Here is a 17489-nt window from a genome sequence, read left to right on the forward strand (position 1 = left end):
CATGGCGGACATCAGGATAGAAAATCTCCGCAAGCAGTTCGGCGGCTTCGTGGCGGTGAAGGATTCGAGCTTCGTCATTCATGACGGCGAGTTCCTGGCGCTGCTCGGCCCCTCTGGCTGCGGCAAGACGACGACGCTTCGCATGATCGCCGGCCTGGAATTGCCGACCAGCGGCAAGATCTATCTTGATGGGGAGGATGTCACCTTCAACCGCGCCAGCGCCCGCGACATTGCCTTCGTCTTCCAGCTTTTTGCGCTCTATCCCCATATGAATGTGCGCAAGAACATCGGCTTCCCACTCCTGTCGCAAGGTATGCCGAAGGCGCAGGTCCGCCAGCGCGTCGAGGAGACCGCGCGGCTGCTGCAGATCGATCATATCTTGAACCGGTCCGTCTCAGGACTTGCGGGTGGCGACCGCCAGCGCGTGGCTCTCGGCCGCGCGATCGTGCGCCGTCCGAAGTGTTTCCTGATGGATGAACCGCTTGGCACGCTGGATGCCGAATTCCGCGAGGTGATGGTCCATGAGCTGCGCGAACTGCATAACCGCATCCACGCGACGACGGTTTACGTGACGCATGATCAGCATGAGGCGATGGCGATGGCCGACAAGATCGCGGTCATGAACCATGGCGTCATCGAGCAATTCGGCACACCGCAGGAAATCTACAGCAAGCCGGCCACCATGTATGTCGCAGATTTCATCGGCTCGCCGCCGATGAATTTCATGCGCTTCACGTCGGGTCTCAAGGCGGGAGCGCGGTCGATATCGCTTAACGGCGTCGACGTCAGCATTCCCGAGGTGCACCAGGATATGGCCGAGGCGGAGCTTGCGCTCGGCGTCAGGCCCGAACATATCCGCTTCAGCGACGCGTCACCCTTGCGCGGAGCCGTCTACGGCAGCGAATATCTCGGAACCAATCAGGTCGTGGCAATCGAGACATCGAGCGGCGTGATCAAGGCACGCGTTCCGGCAAACCGCGATTTCCGTATCGGCGAGACTGTTGGCCTTGAACTCAATCCGGGAAAGCTCGCGCTGTTCGACTGCAAGTCGGGCCGCGCCGTCGCCTCGGCACTCTACGCGGAGGCTCAGCATGGCTGACGTCGTTCTCAAGGGGCTCAATAAGCGTTTCGGTGACACTCAGGCTCTGGCCGATCTCAACCTGTCGATCCGAGACGGTGAATTCGTCGTTCTGCTCGGGCCGACGGGTGCTGGCAAGACGACCACGTTGCGTCTTATTGCGGGACTGGAGCACCCCGACGCTGGGCGTATCGAAATCGGCGGCCGCAATGTTGCAGGCGAAGCTCCCGCTGAACGGGATGTAGCCTTCGTCTTTCAACAATACTCGCTGTATCCGCATATGACGGTCTACGACAACCTTGCCTTTCCGCTGCGGGCCCCGGCGCACCGACTTGCAAGCGAAGAAATCGACCGCCGTGTCCGCGAAATTGCGCGCATGGTCAGGATCGACCACAAGCTGGAGAACCGTTCAACGCGTCTGTCGGGCGGCGAAATGCAGCGCGTTGCGATCGGCAGGGCGCTCGTGCGCCGACCCGCCATTTATCTGATGGACGAACCGCTCTCGTCGCTCGATGCGAAACTGCGCGCAGAACTGCGCCTGGAACTGAAGCGCATCCAGAAAGAACTCGGCTCGACCCTACTCTATGTAACCCACGACCAGGTCGAGGCGATGACCATGGCGGATCGGATCGGCATTGTCTCGGAAGGACGACTGTTGCAGGTCGGAACGCCGCGCGAAATCTATGGCAATCCGGCCAGCCTTCATGTCGCCGCGCGCCTTGGCCAGCCACATATCAACCTGTTGCCGGCCGATCTTCTTCCCGGTGCCAATCCGCCGCCGGGAACGAAGACGATCGGCGCGCGAACCGAGCATCTTGATATCATCGTCGATCAGAACGCCGATGCGAAGATCGATTGGATCGAACATCTGGGGGACCAGAACCACCTTCACATCAAGGTGCGGGACCACAAGCTGGTCACGCTTGCCGATCCATATCTCGCGATCCGGCCGGGTGATCGAATAAGCCTGACCCTGCGCGATCCACTCTATTTCGACGCCAGCGGTCAGCGTCTTTGATAAGCAACTGAAAGAAACGAACTCACTGGCATAAAAGACGGGTCTGTCTCCATGAAACATTTCTTCAATCGCCGGGAAACCATTGTCACCGAAGCCCTGGACGGCCTGATCCAGACAAGCAGTGCCGGTCGTCTTGCCCGTCTCGACACGTTCCCGGAAATCAAGGTGATACTGCGTGCCGATTGGGACAAGTCGAAGGTCGCCATTATCTCGGGCGGCGGGGCGGGACATGAGCCTTCGCATGCAGGCTTCGTCGGCAAGGGCATGCTTACCGCAGCCGTATCCGGCGAAATCTTCGCCTCGCCGAGCGTCGATGCGGTGCTGACGGCGATCCGCGCCGTAACCGGCCCCAAGGGCGTCCTGCTGGTTGTCAAGAACTATACGGGCGATCGCCTCAATTTTGGTCTCGCCGCCGAAAAGGCCCGTGCCGAAGGTTTCGACGTCGAGATGGTCATCGTTGCCGACGATATCGCGATCCCCGGCATCAATCAGCCCCGCGGCGTTGCCGGCACGCTGTTCGTACACAAGATCGCCGGCTACCATGCCGAAGCCGGCGCCGGGCTCAAGACGTTGGCGGGCCTGGCGACCGCCGCAGCGGGCAGCATCGTTTCGCTTGGCATGTCGCTTTCAACCTGCAGCGTGCCGGGCCAAACGCATGAGGATCGACTGGGCGCCAACGAAGGCGAACTCGGCCTTGGTATTCACGGCGAGCCCGGGGTCGAGCGTATTTCCTTGCAGCCGATTGCCGATCTGGTCGCGACGATGACCGGGCGACTGGCGGCCAAGCTCGATGGTGCGGGAGATCATGCGCTGCTGATCAACAATCTCGGCGCTGTGCCGCCGCTCGAAATGGGCGTCATCGCCAACACTGTGCTGTCGTCACCGATCGCCAACCGTGTTCGGTTGATCATTGGGCCGGCACCGATGATGACCGCTCTCAACATGAACGGCTTTTCCCTGTCGCTCATTCGACTGGACGCCGACCGTGAAGACGCCCTGAGGGCCGCCGTCGAACCCCATGCCTGGCCGCCCGCGACCGAACGACACGAGATCGCTATCCTTCCCGCGCCACAACGTGTCTCGGCGCAGAGCGAAGCGGCACCCGCCAGCGAAGATCGGGATAATCGTCGTCTCCTGACCGCACTTTGCGAGCACCTGATCTCGCTCGAAAGCGAGCTCAACCGCCTGGATGGCCGGGTTGGCGATGGCGATACCGGCTCCACCGTTGCGACCGGAGCCCGCAGCATTCTTGCCCGCATCGACACACTTCCCTTGAAAGATCCTGCCGCGACGATGGCCTCCATCGGCGAAATCCTGAGCACGAGCATGGGCGGCTCCAGCGGCGTTCTTCTCTCGATCTTCTTCACGGCCGCATCCAAGTCCGTGGCCGAAAAGGAGGATATCGCCGCTGCCCTGCTTGCCGGGCTTGATCGGATGACGTTCTATGGAGGCGCCGTTGTGGGTGACCGCACTATGGTCGACGCACTGGCTCCCGCGCTTGCGGCACTTTCATCGCAGGGGGTTGCAGCCGCGGCAAGAGCGGCGACGGCAGGTGCTGAGTCGACAAGAGCGATGCGACGGGCCAAGGCCGGTCGTGCCTCCTACGTTGGCGAAAGGGATCTGGAAGGTGTGCCCGATCCGGGTGCCGTGGCCGTGGCAGGCGTATTCGAGGTAATGGCAGCGCTCGTATGAGCTCTGCAGGCGGGAGGGTTTCGGGTGCTGGCTGAACCGGTTCTTCTCATGGGATTGATCGAAGCTTGCCGTGCGACGATCGCGGCAAACAGCGAGCACCTGTGTGCGCTTGATCGCGCCATTGGTGATGGCGATCATGGAACGAACATGCGCCGCGGCTGCGAAGCGGTGAGCGCCGAGGACGCCTTCGTTTCTGCCCTTCCCTTGCCTGACGCGCTTGAGAAAATTGGCCTGACGCTCGTGATGAACATCGGCGGAGCGGCAGGCCCGCTTTACGGGACGTTGCTCATGGAGATGGGCCGCGAGCTCCGTGCCCCGGACGAGGAGAAGGATTTTCCTTCGGCACTGAAACAGGCTATCAACGCCGTCGCGCGTCGTGGCCGCTCACATGCTGGGGACAAGACGCTTCTTGATGTTCTCTATCCCGTTCAGGACGCGCTCGCACATCGATTGCCTCTGACGGACATCGCGCGCCGGGCCGAACTTTCTGCCGAGCTGACGGCAGCGATGAGAGCCATGCGCGGGCGTGCCTCCTATCTCGGAGACCGGTCGATCGGTCATGTCGATCCGGGCGCCTCAAGTTGTGCACTGCTGACAACTGCGATCTGCCGCTACCTCGAGGAGTACCGACCTGCATGAATGGGAAGAGGCCCAACGTTGGGATTGTGATTGTTTCCCATTCGCCGCTGGTTGCGCGTGGTACTGCCGACATGGTGCGGCAGATGGTCGGCGACAGTGTGCCGCTTGCCTGGTCGGGCGGTAACAGTCACGGCGAACTCGGGACGGATGCCCGCGGCATTCTCAAAGCCATCGAGGAGGCTTGGTCGGACGCAGGCGTTGCCGTCTTCGTTGATCTTGGGGGAGCTGAAACCAACAGTGAAATGGCGGTCGAAATGCTCGGCCTGCCGCGGTCGAAGCTGGTATCGATCTGTAATGCACCCGTCGTGGAGGGAGCTGTTATCGCGGCGGCCGAGGCCTCCGGCGGCGCATCGCTGGGCAAGGTGATTGCGACGGCAGAGGAGCTATCACCCTGATGAGCAGCGGTTTGCGCGTGGGAGGCCGTGAGGGCGAACAGATGCATGCCAACTGCCAGACGGAGGTAGAGGTCAAGCATGGCGTTGGACTGCATGCTCGGCCCTCGGTGACATTCACGCGGCTTGCAAAGTCGTTTCCCTGCTCGATCGAAGTCGCGATCAACGGCAGCGATGTGTGGCTGAATGGCAAGAGCATCATCAAGATCATGGGTGCCAGGATCCGTAAGGGATCATTGCTCAAGATTCGCGCCGAGGGGATCCTCGCCGAGGAAGCGATTCGCGCATTGAAAGGCCTCGTCGAGCGTAACTTCGATGAGGAAAAGAAGCATGGCCGCACCGCCTAGTCTGAAAGCCATAGGTGCATCGCCGGGCGTTGCAACCGGGCCGGCCTATGTCGCGAGGCCGATGGCCGCCGCTTCGTTCCCGCCATCGAGCCTTTCGGGCCATGCCGAACTCGGCGATGCCATCAAGAAGGCCATACACGAATTACGCAACATTGCGGCCGGGACAGACCCTGAGAGCGGAGAAATCATCGAGTTTCAGATCGAAGTGCTCGAGGACCCGACGCTGATGGAGACGGCCGGCGCGCGGATCGACGCGGGCGAAAATATGGCGTTTGCCTGGGCCGGGACACTCGATGGCTATATCCGCGAACTGGAAGGCGCGGAGGAAGACCAAGTGCAGGCGCGTGCCGTCGACATTCTCGACGTCAAGAATCGCGTCCTGTCGATCCTGACCGGGGCGCCGATCGACGACTTTCCGGCCGGCTCCATCTATGTTGGAAAAGACATGGAGCCCAGTCGCTTCTTGGCACATGACTGGTCGGCCGGTGGGGGTATCGCCCTTTACGCGGGCAGCGCAGTCGGCCATGTGGCGCTGCTTGCCAGGTCTCGCTCGGTCCCGATGGTCATCGGCGCTGGTCGCTTCGCGACGGAGAAAGGACAATACATCGGGGTTGATGGCGATTCAGGTATCATCATGCTTCAGATAGCCAATCAGAGGGCGACGCCGGCTCCGCGCGACCATCGCCTGACAAGCATGGCATCGACAACCGACAACGGCACTTTGTACACGGCAGACGGCTCGCAGGTCCTGCTGGCCGTCAACGTCAACGCTCCCGACGAAGTCGATGCGATCGACGTTGCGACAACCGCCGGCATCGGGTTGATGCGCTCGGAATTCGCCCTGACATCGCTTGGAGATGCCGCAAACGAGGAAAAGCAGTTTGCAATCTACCGCCATCTGCTGGATTGGGCGGACGGTCGGTCAGTTACAATTCGCATGCTGGATATAGGCGGCGACAAGCCGCTCGCCGGACTTGCCGAAGTACCCTCGCTACGCGGTATCCGTCTTCTGCTGGCCCGGCAGGAGATCGCGCGTGTTCAAGCCCGCGCGCTTTTGCGTGCGGCAGTCTTCGGCAGTCTTCGCATCTTGCTGCCGATGGTGATGTTTCCATCCGACGTCGATGATATCAGGCAGATCTATCGCGAAGAATCCGACGCGCTCGCCCGACGCGGTGTGCCGCATCGCACGCCTCCCATCGGAATGATGGTAGAGGTCCCGGCCGCAGCCCTCATGCTGGACGAGTTCGAAAGCGCTGACTTTTTTTCGTTCGGGACGAACGACCTTGCGCAATATCTCGTCGCCTCGTCACGCGAGAATGCCGACTTTACGCTTTACCAGGCCAAGGCAGTGCCGGCCGTACTGCGCCTGCTGACCCAAACCATAAGACTCGCCGGACGCAAACCGGTCAGCATCTGCGGCGACATGGCCGGGGATCCATCCCTGACCGCGGATCTGCTTGCCGCAGGCATACGGCATTTTTCCGTGGCACCCACTCAACTTCCCGCGATAAGATCGGCAATCGTCGGCCTGAAGGCAGATGGGACAAAGGCAGCCGGAGAATAGGATGGCGCGCGAAGACACGGAAGACGCCATTATCGCCTACAAGTCCATTCTGGCGCAAATCATCGACAACAGGCCTTCTGGAACACGCCAGCGGCTTGCGACGGAACTTGGCAAACATCGCAGTTTCGTCACGCAGATAACGAGCCCGACCTATGCAACGCCGCTTCCTGCCCGGCATCTCGCGACGATCTTCCGGGTGTGCCATTTCAGCGCCGCTGAACAGGAGCGCTTTCTGGATGCCTATCAAGCTGCGCATCCAGGCAAGCTGCCGGAACTTGGCGCCTCGGAAAAACTGCGGCACATTTCCTTGATGGTGCCCGATTTCGGCGACGAGAGACGCAACCGGCTGCTGGAGGAAGCGATTGCCGATCTGGTGCAGAAGATTGCCGCAATTTCAGGGCCGCCGGATTAAGCAAGCCCTTGTGGCACATGCAAAAGGATTGGCATGATCATCGCCTTGGGAGGGGCTTGATGAAGAAATTCATGAACACAGCGGAGACCATGGTCGCCGAAAGCATCGAAGGCTTTGTGCGCGCCCATCAGGAGTTCGTTGTGTTTGGCGCCGACCGTAAATGTATACGCCGCCGTGAACTGGTTCCTGGCAAGGTCGCCATCATTTCTGGTGGTGGGGCTGGCCATGAGCCAATGCATATCGGCTTCATCGGTCGCGGCATGCTCGATGCTGCCTGCGTCGGATATATCTTCACATCGCCCACGCCCAGCCAGATCGTCAGCGCGATTGAGGAAGCAGACACCGGCGCCGGTTGCTTGCTCGTCGTCAAGAACTACGATGGCGACGTCATGAACTTCGAAATGGCGTCGGAGATGGCGTCGGACCGGCATAAAATTGAAATTGTCCTTGCCTGCGACGACATCGAAACGACGAGGGCCGGCGACGGTCGTGCGCGACGTGGGGTTGCCGGCACGCTCATCACTGAAAAGCTGCTCGGAGCGGCGGCCGAGCAGGGTCGCTCCCTTTCGGAACTAAAAGCCTTTGGCGACAACCTCGCTTCACGCATCCGGTCGATGGGCGTTGCCCTGACCGGTGTCGCCGTGCCGGACACCCAGCGCACAACCTTCGCGCTCGGGCCGAACGAGGTAGAAATGGGCGTCGGCATTCATGGGGAGCCGGGTCATTCGAGAGAGCGTTTCTCCAACGCTGACACTATCGTCAGGTATCTCAGCGAGACGATCCTCAACGATACCAGCCGAAGCACAGACAGAGCATTGCTTCTGGTGAACGGACTTGGCGGCACGCCGCCTGCTGAACTCTATCTCGCCTACAACTCTGCCCTTCGCATCATGTCGGAGTACGGGCTGCGGGTCGAGCGCTCGCTTGTTGGCACCTACGCCACTTCGCTCGACATGCAGGGCCTTTCCATCACGCTCGCCTTTCTCACGGACGAGGAGCTTTCTCTATGGGATTCGCCCGTTGCTACCGCTGCATTGCGCTGGAGGTGCTAGGCAGCTCGTGATCAGCCGGTTTTGCAATGGTGAAGTTTTCGCGGAAGATCCGCAAACCGTACTGTGCCTCTCGAGCCAAAATCATCGGCGATTTACGGAAGCGTCTAGTCGAGGCACGAGCCGGTGGCAGGTTCGAATTCCATCAAGGCGACCAAGCGTCTGGCATTGGCCGATGCGTTGTCCCAACTCTGCTCGGGTAGCAATCGGATCGTTGCGGGTGGACTAGGCCCTCCTGGCCGGCGCTATGAAAGCGGCGATCGCAGCCTCAGCATGCCCGGCTTCCTGAAGGAGGCGTCTGGCAAGTTCCGTCGCCGGCCCGCTCAAAGGTCCGTCGGCCCGCACGAGATGAAACGAGACGTGATAGTCCAACGCTCTTTCGGAGACCGCGACCAGTCGACCCGACGCAATGGCTGCGTCCGATAACGGTGGGCGGGCGAGCGCGATGCCGACGCCCTGGACGCAGGCGTCGATGACGAGGTTGTAATCCTCGAAACGACGATCCTGCCCGCGCGGCAGATAGTCGATGTCTTCGGCGGCGAGCCAGCGCCGCCAGCCCTCGATGGTCGAATCATGCAGGATCGGCATCTTAAGGAGCGATCGGGCGTCGCAGTTCCCGGCCAGTTGGCCTGCAAGCGACGGTGCAGCGACCGGAAAGGATTTCTCCTGCCAGAGTGGTGTCGCACGAACGCCGGCCCAGGGACCTCTTCCGCACCGAATGGCAAGATCCGTTCCCTCGCCGAGATCCGCAAGCCTGTGCTCCAGGAAGAGTTCGATGTGAATGTCGTCGAGTTCCAGCTTTCCTAATCGGGGAAATAGCCACAAGGACGCGACGGACGGCGTGAGTGAAAGGCGCACCGTCGTCTTGTGCCGTCGCGGGATCCATCGCTCGTCAGCCCCACTGAGTAGGGCAAGGGCCTCCTCGGCGCGGGCAAAGAAGCGGATGCCTTCCGGTGTAAGAGCGACGCCCCGCGCCTGACGGGCAAAGAGCCGAACGCCCAGCCACCGCTCCAGGCGCGAGATCTGTCTGGAAACCGCCCCGTGGGTGATGCCGGCTTCTTCGGCAGCAGCGGAGAAGGATCCAAGGCGCGCGGCCCGGGAAAAGGCTTCGAGCGTATCGAGTGGCGGGAGGCTTTGCGAGCTGTGAACCATGGACACACCAGATCATCGATTGCGGTGCTTTTCAAGCCGGAAAGGAGACGCTTAATTCGGCGCACGCAAGCCTGGAGGCAAACATGGCGACGGTGGTTGGAGATCCGGAAGATAAGGCAGGGTTCGATCTTGTTGCCTTTTTGGCGATTGTCGTGACGATCGCCTTTTGGGCATCCTCTTTTGTCGTCATCCGCGTCTGTCTCGGGCCGTTGACGCCTGTCGAGCTCGCGACTGCCCGTTATGTGACGGCCGGCCTGATTGCTGTTTGCTATCTGGCATTTCGCTGGACCCCACTGAAAGGGACCGATCTTGCCCGGATTTCCGTTGCTGGCGTCTTGTTCATTGCCGCTTACGCGGTGCTCCTCAATACCGGTGAACAAACCGTGCCGGCGGGACCGGCAAGTTTCATTATCAACACCATGCCGATCTTTACCGCGTTGATCGCCACCCTCTTCCTTGGCGAGCGCTTCGGTCTGTGGGGATGGGTCGGTACCGCCGTATCGTTTGCAGGCGTGGCATTGATCGCCGCTTCCGCCGCCGGCGGCCTCGGCCTCGACCTCAACGCTGTTCTAATTCTTGGGGCTGCCCTCTGTTCGGCAGTTGCAAGCGTCTTGCAAAAGCCTGTTCTCGCCCGCTTGCCGGCGTTGACGGTGACCGCCTGGGTTCTATTTCTCGGTTCGCTTCCACTCCTCCCGGCGATGCCCGCCACCGTCAAGGCTCTGGCTGTTGCCCCGACGATCGTCATTTCAATCGTTGCCTATCTGGTGGTTTTCCCGACGGTGGTTGCCTATGTGACCTGGGCGGTTGCCCTGAAGCGGCTTCCGGCCGCGCGTGCCACGAATTTCCTCTATGGCGTGCCGCCGACAGCAACATTGATCGGGTTTACCTGGCTGGGCGAAACGCCAACGACAATTGGTGCGGCTGGTGGAATGTTGGCGATCGCAGGTGTTCTCATCGTCAATGTCATGCGGCGGAGGTAGCCCTCCATTTGCGGGCGCCGGCGCCGCCTATGGACGGGTCGAAGCATTGCCTCGCTCACCGAGAGTTGCGGCGGCCTTGTCCCTGTCTTCGCAGCGAGCCGTTACGCCAGGCGCAAATCAAGCAGCGGGTGCAATTTTTTCAGATTCGGAAGCGATTTCGCCTGCCAGGGATATTGGTTGGTGCCTTTCACAACGAGCTGCAGCTCGCCCATTTTCCTGGCCTCGATGGTCAGTTTGGCAAGTAGGTTTATGCCGGAGGAGTTGAGGAATTCGAGACCCGTCAAATTGAACGTGACTTGTTTGTGTCCTTCATGGAGCAGCCCCAGTACCATCGAATGAATGGGCGCGTAGGCGTCGGGTCCTGCCAGCCGAAATATACCATCGAAATATACCTCGGTATTTTCTGCCCACACGCGGAAATTTTCGTCGCTGATTTCCATTTTTCGCTCACAGCTTGGAGGAGGGCGGCAACGCCACCAATGCAGTCGTCGTCAGTTTGAAATGGTGGTCGTTGGCTTGTTCGAATGCCCATGCCATTTTTGCATCGTAATCGCTTAGGAGGGTGAGCAATCCCAGACCCGATCCGCTCCCTTCCGATATTGCATTGCTTTCGATCCGTTCGAGAAGAAGCTCGCCGGGTTCCCTCGACCGAAGTCGGTGCAGCAGCTGCTGAAGACGAGATGACGATGCGCTATCGATACTGTTCGTTGTCCTCATGAAAAAACAATCGTCCGATATCCCGGCTTCGATGAGGATTTCTCCGGGTTGTCGAAATTTGACGGCATTTTCGATTAGCTCATTGCTGAGATATCCGATGTCGTGATGCGCTTGCGTGTACGCTCTCTTTGAGTGGGAATACGGAAGGGCCATTACTTCTGCGATGAAGTCCGATGTCATCCCCGAATGCTTCCACCCGAGTTGAAGCGGTCCATCGCGCAACGTCAGACGCGTGCTTGCATCCAGGTTCTCATTTGCCAGAGATTCGATCCCATATAACGTTGGTGTCATGCGTCACCTATGTCTTATTGCGAGAAGTGTGATGTCGTCGTGGATCTTTTGTGACCCGATAAAATGCATTAATGCCGCAACGATTTCGGAGACGACTTTGTCGGCACTTTCGTTCCTGAGCCGAAGTGCCTCGAGGCAGAGACGGTCAATGCCAAACAGTTCTCCAGCGTCGTTTTCGGCTTCCGTCACGCCGTCTGTGTGGAGAAGAATGAGGTCGCCCTTCTCAAACACTATCCTGCGGGTATTGATGAACGTGGAAATATCGGCCTGCAGTCCGATCGGTATTCCCAAATCCATCGTATCGATACGTTCGATCTCGCCGCTCGCCCGTATTACGATCACCTCTTCGTGCTGGCCAGACAGGATCATCTCTTTCCCGTCGTAGTCGAGGAATGCCAAAGTGAGGTGCTTGTCGATCTTGGTTCTCACGATATTCTTGAAAAGAGCGCTATTCAGGTCAGTGAGGAATTTCACCGCATCGACATTGCCTGCCTCCTGCAAAGCGCGAGCGACCGACTGAACCATCAACATCAACACTCCGCTTTCGAGCCCGTGCCCGGCGACGTCGCCAATGCCGATTTTCAAACGATTGCCGCTTTTCAAGACATCGTAATAGTCGCCGCCGACCTCCTCGGCGGGTCTCATGTATGCCGCTATTTCCAGCGTCTGCAGTTCGTCAAGTTCCTGATGCAATGGCAGCACCATCAACTGGATTCTCTCGGCGACGGCCAGTTCTGTCCCAAGCCGTCGATTTTCGCGCTGAAGCTGCGCGTTCAACGTTGAGATCTCTTCCTTTGCATCTTCGATCTGGGCCGTTCGCTCTTCAACAAGTTGCTCGAGATTTTCCGTGTGGAAGCTAATCTCTTCCGCCATCCTGTTGAATGCTTCTCCGGCCTCGCCAACCTCGTCTTTGCTGGCGATGGCAACCCGTACCGAGTAGTCCTTCGTCTGGATCCTTCTCGCGGCATCTGCGAGGGCACTGATACCACTTGTTATTCGCTTTGAGGCGGCAAGCACCGCGAGGGTCACGATTGCCAGCGACATTGCGATTGCCAGGATCTGATAGAGTACGATGCGGTTCGTGGCTTCGGAAATCTTGGCTTGCGCCGCGTATAGGGAAGCATCGATTTCCCGCTCGGGTACAGCCAGCACGAGGGACATCGCCTCTTGACGGACCGGGCCGCTGGACCAGAGATTGGTCGCTGGTAGTTTCTTCACGATCACGATGTAGGGGACTTTTTGCCCGTCCCGTTCCAACAACAGGTGTTGGATGCCCTGTTCGCGGTCCAGCGCCATTTTTGCAATTTCGGGTTGGGAGCTTCCCTTCAACGACCGCTCCAGTCCGGTCACGCCTGTTCCGCTCGCATCGCTCGCGGATCGCAGGCCGAGGGTCTCTTCGCCTGTATGGTTGATCGCGACGACATTTCCGTCGGACATTGCGAGGAAGCCAAACCCGGATTGGGCCACTTTAACATTTTCAACAGTCTGCGCGAGTTGGTCGAGCGTGATGTCCGCGCCAGCCGTGCCGGCGACGTCCTTCCTGTCGGCTGTCCATAGAGGATGAAAGAAACTCACGATGAGTTTCCCGGTAATCGCATCGGTATATGGAGCTGTCTGTGTGATATCGTCTGCGACCGGCCGCGCATTCCGATTTGTGGCCCAGCTCTCCCAAGACTCGTAGAGCCCTGGAAAAAAGAAGTCCCAGAAATTTGCATCGTTGTGACCGGGATAAAGACGGTCGAAAGTCTGAGCCTGATCCGTATACGGTGCGGTTCTGAAAATTGGCCTTTCTTTCGGGCCAATGTAATACATCTGGAGCTTGGAAGAACCGTGTTGCAGCAAACTCGGCGCTACGATGTCCAGAACCGCGCTCGCCTGGATGTCGGCCTCGACGTCAGGTCTTGGACTATGGTCAGGCCTCAGCAGGTAGCCCCAAACGCTCACTACGGAGACAGAGCCCGGAACGTTTTGAGACCAATTGCCCTTCTGGTCATAAGCGAGGCGGACGCTGTCGGGAGAGGTTCGAGCGATCGCCGCACCGACGTCTAAATTGCGCTCGGGATCATCGATTTGTGCCTGAAGCACGCCTGCCAGCGTGCCAACATCGTTGTGCACCTGCCGTAACAGCAAACTGACCTGGGCAGCGGTGGAATCGGCATATGTCCCGATGTATTCCTGGCTTGCTGCCTCGAGGCCTTGCCCGACCTCCAGCGTCGCGTCGCGTGATAGCCGTTGGACGTTCCAGAGTGCCAATCCTCCGCTCACCAGCAGATCAAAGAGGACTGCTCCGCCGACAACCAAAATGAACTTTGCGCGGAATGAACCCAGCTTGATCGGCCTTTTCGAAGATATCCTGTCCATCATAGCGGCTTTCGGCCGGACGCCGCCCAGATCGGCCAGCCCGCGTAACCCTTCGGATGAAGGGCCGCGAAAACGTGGTCTTTGAATCCCTGCCTGAACCTGCGAATGAACTCCGGTGTGTCCCCCCGTCGGACAGCCATCTGGCCCGCGTAGACGTTTTCCCAGGCTTCGATGATGTCGGCGAAGTCTTGGGGATCGCCGTCAAGGTTTGTCACCATGAAAGCATCGACCTTGATCGCCTCGAAGCCTGCGTCGGCGAGCAGGTGACGGCTTTTCGGCCCCATCTCGACGTCCATGTCGAAGTGCCTGAACAATTTGGCGACTTCTTCATATGTCCACTTGATCGTCTCCGCATGTGGCTCGCCCAGGCAATGCGAGTTTTTCTCGTTTGTAATGTAGACCCGGCCGCCGGGCTTGCAGATACGGTAGAGCTCCCGCAGCAGCATCTCGGGACGGTCGAAAATCTGGAGGGAATGCCGGCAAGTCACAAAGTCGAATTGATTGTCCCGAAGCAGCATCTGGGACGCATCGCCATAGGTGTATTCGATTTCCTTCAAATCGAAGTCCGCAGCCACTCTACGAGCGTAGTCCAGGCTACGCACCGAGTGATCCAGGGCGACAAGGCGGGAGGGCTTAAATTCCCGTTGAACCAAGGCTGCGAAATCACCAATCCCGCAGCAGATGTCCGCAACGACAAGACCACTCCGAAGACCGTGACGAGGCAATAGTTCTCTCTCGTGCCTCCATGTCATTTTAGTCTGAGTACGGAGAATGGGAATGAACTGCTCGTCTTCCACAAAGCTCTGACCCGGATAAAAGGCCGAGTCGTAAACTTCCACCGTCAGGTTGGGGTAGCGTTTGGCCAGCTTTTCAAAAACCGGAGCCGACCAGGCCATCACGCTCGAGGTCACAATGACGATTTTCCGCTCCGGTCTCGTCCGGCAGCTTTCCATGAGGATATCGGCCAGGGCGGAAAAGGCCGTCATGTTGATATGCGTCAGACGTTTGACATTGAGGTAGACAACCCCGCTATACCTTTCCAGGCTTTGCTGCATCAGCGATAGGGCATCGGCGATTTCTGCGGCACCTTTTGGCCGTATCTTGCCAGACAAAACCAGCTCTTGGTTTGTCGGATCAAAACGAACTGCGAAGGATGCGTCGTGGCTCATTGAAAGTCCTCGGCCAAGGGGAAATCCGCGACGATCTTCGTGCTCTCCACACCGTCTGTCTCAATCCGGATCGCTGAGCGGAATATTGTCGCCAAATCTCCGAGCAGCGCCGTCGTATCGGCCGTGAACGCCTTCCCGTCTCCTGCTTCTCCTGCCTCACCCGCGAGGGGAGGCCGGAGCTCGATCAGGCTCGCACTTTTGTGACGACCACCGGACAGGTCCTGATAGGGGAGTTCAATCGTCAGGCGATTTGTTGTGGCGTTTCGATGGAGACTGAAACTCATCAAACCTGATTGACCCGACCAGCGGAAAGCAAGTTCAACGAGCTCGTTTGCCGCGACTGAAAGAAAATTCGAATATCGGGCGGGGTCGGTATGTCCTTGGCCGAGAATGTCGGAGAGATACTCGGTAATCCTGTCGCAAAATCTCCATTCGGATTTCACCAATGCGACATCCATTTCCAGCGACAACATGAGGGTGAATGCACGGCGATCGATGCTGGTTGCTATCTCTTCCAATACATCCTCCGTTGGTACATGGGTGGCGCATGCCATCTTTTAGAACACGTTGTAACGTTCGCACTCACAATTGCGTGGCGCGGCCTTGGGATGTGTTCGCATGATCGATAAACTCCCCAATCGTCGCGATCGGGAGCGGTCTGCTCACCAAATAGCCTTGTAGCCTGTCGCATCCCGCCTTGCGCAACCAGTCCGCCTGCTGTGCCGTTTCAACCCCTTCGGCGGTGACGCGCATGTGGAGGCCATGTGCAAGCTCAATGACACAGCGCACGATTGCCTGGCTTTTGAAATCGCTTTCGAGATCGGTAATAAAATATCGATCGATTTTTATCGTGTCGAAAGGGAATGTTTTCAGATAGCTGAGGGATGAATATTCTGTCCCGAAGTCGTCGAGGGCGATTTTGATGCCCAGCACGTTGAGAGTATTGAGGGTGTCGATGTTGTTGACAGTCCGCTCGAGCAGCACGCTCTCGGTTATTTCAAGCTCCAGGCGATCCGATGGAAATCCGACAAGATCCAGCGTTTGCGAAATCCGATCGGTAAGGCCGTTTGTCAGGAATTCAGCCGCCGACACATTGACGGCGACGATGTAGTTCTGTGGCCAGTTCATCGCTTCCCGACATGCCTGTTCCAAAACCCATGCGCCTATTTCCGGCATCAAACCATCTGCTTCGGCCATCGGAATGAAGGTGCTTGGAGGAATACTTCCGAGCAGGGGGTGGTGCCATCTCAGAAGCGCTTCGAAGCCGACGATGGAACCGACCTCCGCGATCGGTTGATACTCCATTGAGAATTGGTGGTTTGCCAGGGCTATTCGAAGGCTCCGGCGCAGTAGCTCGCGCTGCTCCAGCAATTCAAGCATTGAAGGATCAAACGATTTTGCGCGACGGCGACCTTCTTTCTTCGCGGCGTAGAGTGCGACGTCAGACGCCTTCATGAGTTGCTCCGGACTGGCGCCGTCCGGTGGCGCACTTGACACGCCAACGCTGCTGCCGACAAACACCGCGATGCCGTCGATCATGAAGGGCTTTTGGAATGCCGCAACTAGGGCTTCCGCCAGTTGGTGACCCTTGGCCGGATGTCCCAGGCCCATGGAGATGACCATGAATTCGTCACCCGCGAGGCGATAAGCCCTGTCGTCTTCTGCAAGGCATCCTTGAATGCGGCTAGCAGCAAGCTGAAGAAGCTTGTCTCCCGCCGGATGACCCAACGTGTCGTTCACAGGCTTGAAGTCGTCGAGGTCAAGCTGCATCAGAGACAAGGTCTCGCCCGAGGCAGCTATTTCCGTCAACGACACAGCGAGATCCTCGCTAAACTGGCGTCGATTTGGCAGGCCCGTCAACGGATCGTGAGTTGCCAGATGCAATAGGGTTGCTCGTTCGTCGTCAAGGCGATCGCCCGATCGAACAACGGCGTACATATTTCCGATCTGAAAGATCGTCAGTCTTTGCGAACCAGGTTTCCTGATATTGATCGACAATCGCAAGGACTGGACGCCTTCGCCCATTGAGCGGAGTGCTTGCATGGTCGCCGATTTGTCCAGCTCTGGAAAATGCTCCCATAGCGACATCGCGGGCGCAAGCGCAGCGGGCAGTTCATCGCCCAGCAAGTTTTTGATCGGATTGAAGTGGTGGTCGAAGAATAAGAGCCGATCGATCGGGCTCGGGGCATGTTCCCGTCTATCTTCAGGGGTCGCGCGTGTGGCACGAGCTTTACGCATGTCTGAGCTCTCCATGGTCGAGTTTCCCTGAGAACGATCACCGCAACTCAAAGCCGCCACAACTTAGGTATGCATTATCTAATTTAGATAGTCCGGATTAAAAATGTTCAAACCTCTTTTCCGCACAGGCAATTGCAACTTTCGGCTGGCGTGCCGATTGCTGGGCCTTCTCCTTATATAGCTAAAAGTGTGGGTCGGGGACTAGGTCGTGGTGACGATTTAACGTTTTGGAATTCGCGGCTTGGGCAAATCGGATTCAAGACTGGCGATTCGAGGCTTGTCATGGATATCGAAACACCCAGCGCTGACCGATGGTCTCGGATCGGACCTTTTTGCGCGGAGGGCGAAGGAGCAACGACGGCCACGCTCTAAACAATCGTAGCTTTGTCG

At 58.6% G+C, this 17489-nt stretch carries 17 protein-coding genes; 10 read left to right on the forward strand and 7 right to left on the reverse strand.

The annotated features are described in order from the left end of the window. Position 1 precedes the first annotated feature (1 nt). From AB4Z13_RS19535 to AB4Z13_RS19575, 9 genes are read left to right on the forward strand one after another with little or no spacing between them, the layout of a single operon-like run. Positions 2-1099: an ABC transporter ATP-binding protein gene (locus AB4Z13_RS19535; protein WP_442206547.1), complete on the forward strand. Its 1098-nt coding sequence runs from the start codon at positions 2-4 to the stop codon at positions 1097-1099. Further along, the gene (locus AB4Z13_RS19540) at positions 1092-2096 is read left to right on the forward strand and encodes an ABC transporter ATP-binding protein (RefSeq protein WP_439018354.1); all 1005 of its coding nucleotides are present in this window, start codon (positions 1092-1094) and stop codon (positions 2094-2096) included. The genes AB4Z13_RS19535 and AB4Z13_RS19540 overlap by 8 nt, the downstream gene beginning before the upstream one ends. Before the next feature lie 51 nt (positions 2097-2147). Further along, positions 2148-3788, forward strand: coding sequence for a dihydroxyacetone kinase subunit DhaK (locus AB4Z13_RS19545; protein ID WP_442206548.1), 1641 nt, complete (start codon positions 2148-2150; stop codon positions 3786-3788). Positions 3789-3836: 48 nt separating this feature from the next. Then, entirely contained in the window at positions 3837-4427 is a 591-nt protein-coding gene (dhaL, locus tag AB4Z13_RS19550; RefSeq protein ID WP_442206649.1) for a dihydroxyacetone kinase subunit DhaL, read from the forward strand. Beyond that, the gene (gene dhaM, locus AB4Z13_RS19555; RefSeq protein ID WP_310381490.1) at positions 4424-4822 is read left to right on the forward strand and encodes a dihydroxyacetone kinase phosphoryl donor subunit DhaM; all 399 of its coding nucleotides are present in this window, start codon (positions 4424-4426) and stop codon (positions 4820-4822) included. Before dhaL ends, dhaM begins: the two co-directional genes overlap by 4 nt. Beyond that, on the forward strand, positions 4822-5166 hold the full coding sequence (locus AB4Z13_RS19560; RefSeq protein WP_442206549.1) for an HPr family phosphocarrier protein: 345 nt from the start codon (positions 4822-4824) through the stop codon (positions 5164-5166). The genes dhaM and AB4Z13_RS19560 overlap by 1 nt, the downstream gene beginning before the upstream one ends. Continuing rightward, the gene (locus AB4Z13_RS19565; protein WP_442206550.1) at positions 5150-6730 is read left to right on the forward strand and encodes a putative PEP-binding protein; all 1581 of its coding nucleotides are present in this window, start codon (positions 5150-5152) and stop codon (positions 6728-6730) included. Before AB4Z13_RS19560 ends, AB4Z13_RS19565 begins: the two co-directional genes overlap by 17 nt. A gap of 1 nt (position 6731) precedes the next feature. Beyond that, a complete protein-coding gene (locus tag AB4Z13_RS19570) occupies positions 6732-7142 on the forward strand; it encodes a hypothetical protein (RefSeq protein ID WP_442206551.1) in 411 nt (136 codons plus the stop codon). A 59-nt stretch (positions 7143-7201) separates the two neighbouring features. Continuing rightward, on the forward strand, positions 7202-8194 hold the full coding sequence (locus AB4Z13_RS19575) for a dihydroxyacetone kinase subunit DhaK (RefSeq protein ID WP_442206552.1): 993 nt from the start codon (positions 7202-7204) through the stop codon (positions 8192-8194). A 222-nt stretch (positions 8195-8416) separates the two neighbouring features. On the opposite strand, the gene AB4Z13_RS19580 is transcribed toward AB4Z13_RS19575, so the two are convergent. After that, the gene (locus AB4Z13_RS19580) at positions 8417-9343 is read right to left on the reverse strand and encodes a LysR family transcriptional regulator (protein ID WP_113320769.1); all 927 of its coding nucleotides are present in this window, start codon (positions 9341-9343) and stop codon (positions 8417-8419) included. Between the two features lie 83 nt (positions 9344-9426). Here AB4Z13_RS19580 and AB4Z13_RS19585 point away from each other — a divergent pair, with 83 nt between their 5' ends. Next, complete coding sequence (locus AB4Z13_RS19585) at positions 9427-10323, forward strand: DMT family transporter (protein WP_113320770.1); 897 nt, start codon at positions 9427-9429, stop codon at positions 10321-10323. Positions 10324-10424: 101 nt separating this feature from the next. Here AB4Z13_RS19585 and AB4Z13_RS19590 read toward each other — a convergent pair whose 3' ends face one another. The 6 genes from AB4Z13_RS19590 to AB4Z13_RS19615 all read right to left on the reverse strand — a co-directional run bounded on the left by AB4Z13_RS19590 (position 10425) and on the right by AB4Z13_RS19615 (position 17099). Further along, positions 10425-10763, reverse strand: a complete 339-nt coding sequence (locus AB4Z13_RS19590) for a slr1659 superfamily regulator (protein ID WP_007814738.1) — start codon at positions 10761-10763, stop codon at positions 10425-10427. A 7-nt stretch (positions 10764-10770) separates the two neighbouring features. After that, entirely contained in the window at positions 10771-11331 is a 561-nt protein-coding gene (locus tag AB4Z13_RS19595) for a slr1658 superfamily regulator (protein ID WP_113320771.1), read from the reverse strand. A gap of 3 nt (positions 11332-11334) precedes the next feature. After that, positions 11335-13695 (reverse strand): SpoIIE family protein phosphatase, encoded by a 2361-nt coding sequence (locus AB4Z13_RS19600; protein ID WP_113320772.1) that lies wholly within the window; start codon positions 13693-13695, stop codon positions 11335-11337. Beyond that, a complete protein-coding gene (locus tag AB4Z13_RS19605; protein ID WP_113320773.1) occupies positions 13692-14861 on the reverse strand; it encodes a class I SAM-dependent methyltransferase in 1170 nt (389 codons plus the stop codon). Before AB4Z13_RS19605 ends, AB4Z13_RS19600 begins: the two co-directional genes overlap by 4 nt. Continuing rightward, entirely contained in the window at positions 14858-15379 is a 522-nt protein-coding gene (locus tag AB4Z13_RS19610) for a hypothetical protein (protein ID WP_442206553.1), read from the reverse strand. The genes AB4Z13_RS19605 and AB4Z13_RS19610 overlap by 4 nt, the downstream gene beginning before the upstream one ends. Before the next feature lie 64 nt (positions 15380-15443). Further along, positions 15444-17099: a putative bifunctional diguanylate cyclase/phosphodiesterase gene (locus AB4Z13_RS19615; RefSeq protein ID WP_442206554.1), complete on the reverse strand. Its 1656-nt coding sequence runs from the start codon at positions 17097-17099 to the stop codon at positions 15444-15446. Positions 17100-17489 lie beyond the last annotated feature (390 nt).

This window comes from Rhizobium sp. YAF28 (assembly GCF_052113285.1).
In the GTDB taxonomy this organism is placed as follows: domain Bacteria; phylum Pseudomonadota; class Alphaproteobacteria; order Rhizobiales; family Rhizobiaceae; genus Rhizobium.

Bases quoted from the DNA above. Each gene is read 5' to 3' on its own strand.
- AB4Z13_RS19535 (WP_442206547.1), top strand. From the start codon at position 2: ATGGCGGACATCAGGATAGAAAATCTCCGCAAGCAGTTCGGCGGCTTC.
- AB4Z13_RS19540 (WP_439018354.1), top strand. From the start codon at position 1,092: ATGGCTGACGTCGTTCTCAAGGGGCTCAATAAGCGTTTCGGTGACACT.
- AB4Z13_RS19545 (WP_442206548.1), top strand. From the start codon at position 2,148: ATGAAACATTTCTTCAATCGCCGGGAAACCATTGTCACCGAAGCCCTG.
- dhaL (WP_442206649.1), top strand. From the start codon at position 3,837: ATGGGATTGATCGAAGCTTGCCGTGCGACGATCGCGGCAAACAGCGAG.
- dhaM (WP_310381490.1), top strand. From the start codon at position 4,424: ATGAATGGGAAGAGGCCCAACGTTGGGATTGTGATTGTTTCCCATTCG.
- AB4Z13_RS19560 (WP_442206549.1), top strand. From the start codon at position 4,822: ATGAGCAGCGGTTTGCGCGTGGGAGGCCGTGAGGGCGAACAGATGCAT.
- AB4Z13_RS19565 (WP_442206550.1), top strand. From the start codon at position 5,150: ATGGCCGCACCGCCTAGTCTGAAAGCCATAGGTGCATCGCCGGGCGTT.
- AB4Z13_RS19570 (WP_442206551.1), top strand. From the start codon at position 6,732: ATGGCGCGCGAAGACACGGAAGACGCCATTATCGCCTACAAGTCCATT.
- AB4Z13_RS19575 (WP_442206552.1), top strand. From the start codon at position 7,202: ATGAAGAAATTCATGAACACAGCGGAGACCATGGTCGCCGAAAGCATC.
- AB4Z13_RS19580 (WP_113320769.1), bottom strand. From the start codon at position 9,343: ATGGTTCACAGCTCGCAAAGCCTCCCGCCACTCGATACGCTCGAAGCC.
- AB4Z13_RS19585 (WP_113320770.1), top strand. From the start codon at position 9,427: ATGGCGACGGTGGTTGGAGATCCGGAAGATAAGGCAGGGTTCGATCTT.
- AB4Z13_RS19590 (WP_007814738.1), bottom strand. From the start codon at position 10,763: ATGGAAATCAGCGACGAAAATTTCCGCGTGTGGGCAGAAAATACCGAG.
- AB4Z13_RS19595 (WP_113320771.1), bottom strand. From the start codon at position 11,331: ATGACACCAACGTTATATGGGATCGAATCTCTGGCAAATGAGAACCTG.
- AB4Z13_RS19600 (WP_113320772.1), bottom strand. From the start codon at position 13,695: ATGATGGACAGGATATCTTCGAAAAGGCCGATCAAGCTGGGTTCATTC.
- AB4Z13_RS19605 (WP_113320773.1), bottom strand. From the start codon at position 14,861: ATGAGCCACGACGCATCCTTCGCAGTTCGTTTTGATCCGACAAACCAA.
- AB4Z13_RS19615 (WP_442206554.1), bottom strand. From the start codon at position 17,099: ATGCGTAAAGCTCGTGCCACACGCGCGACCCCTGAAGATAGACGGGAA.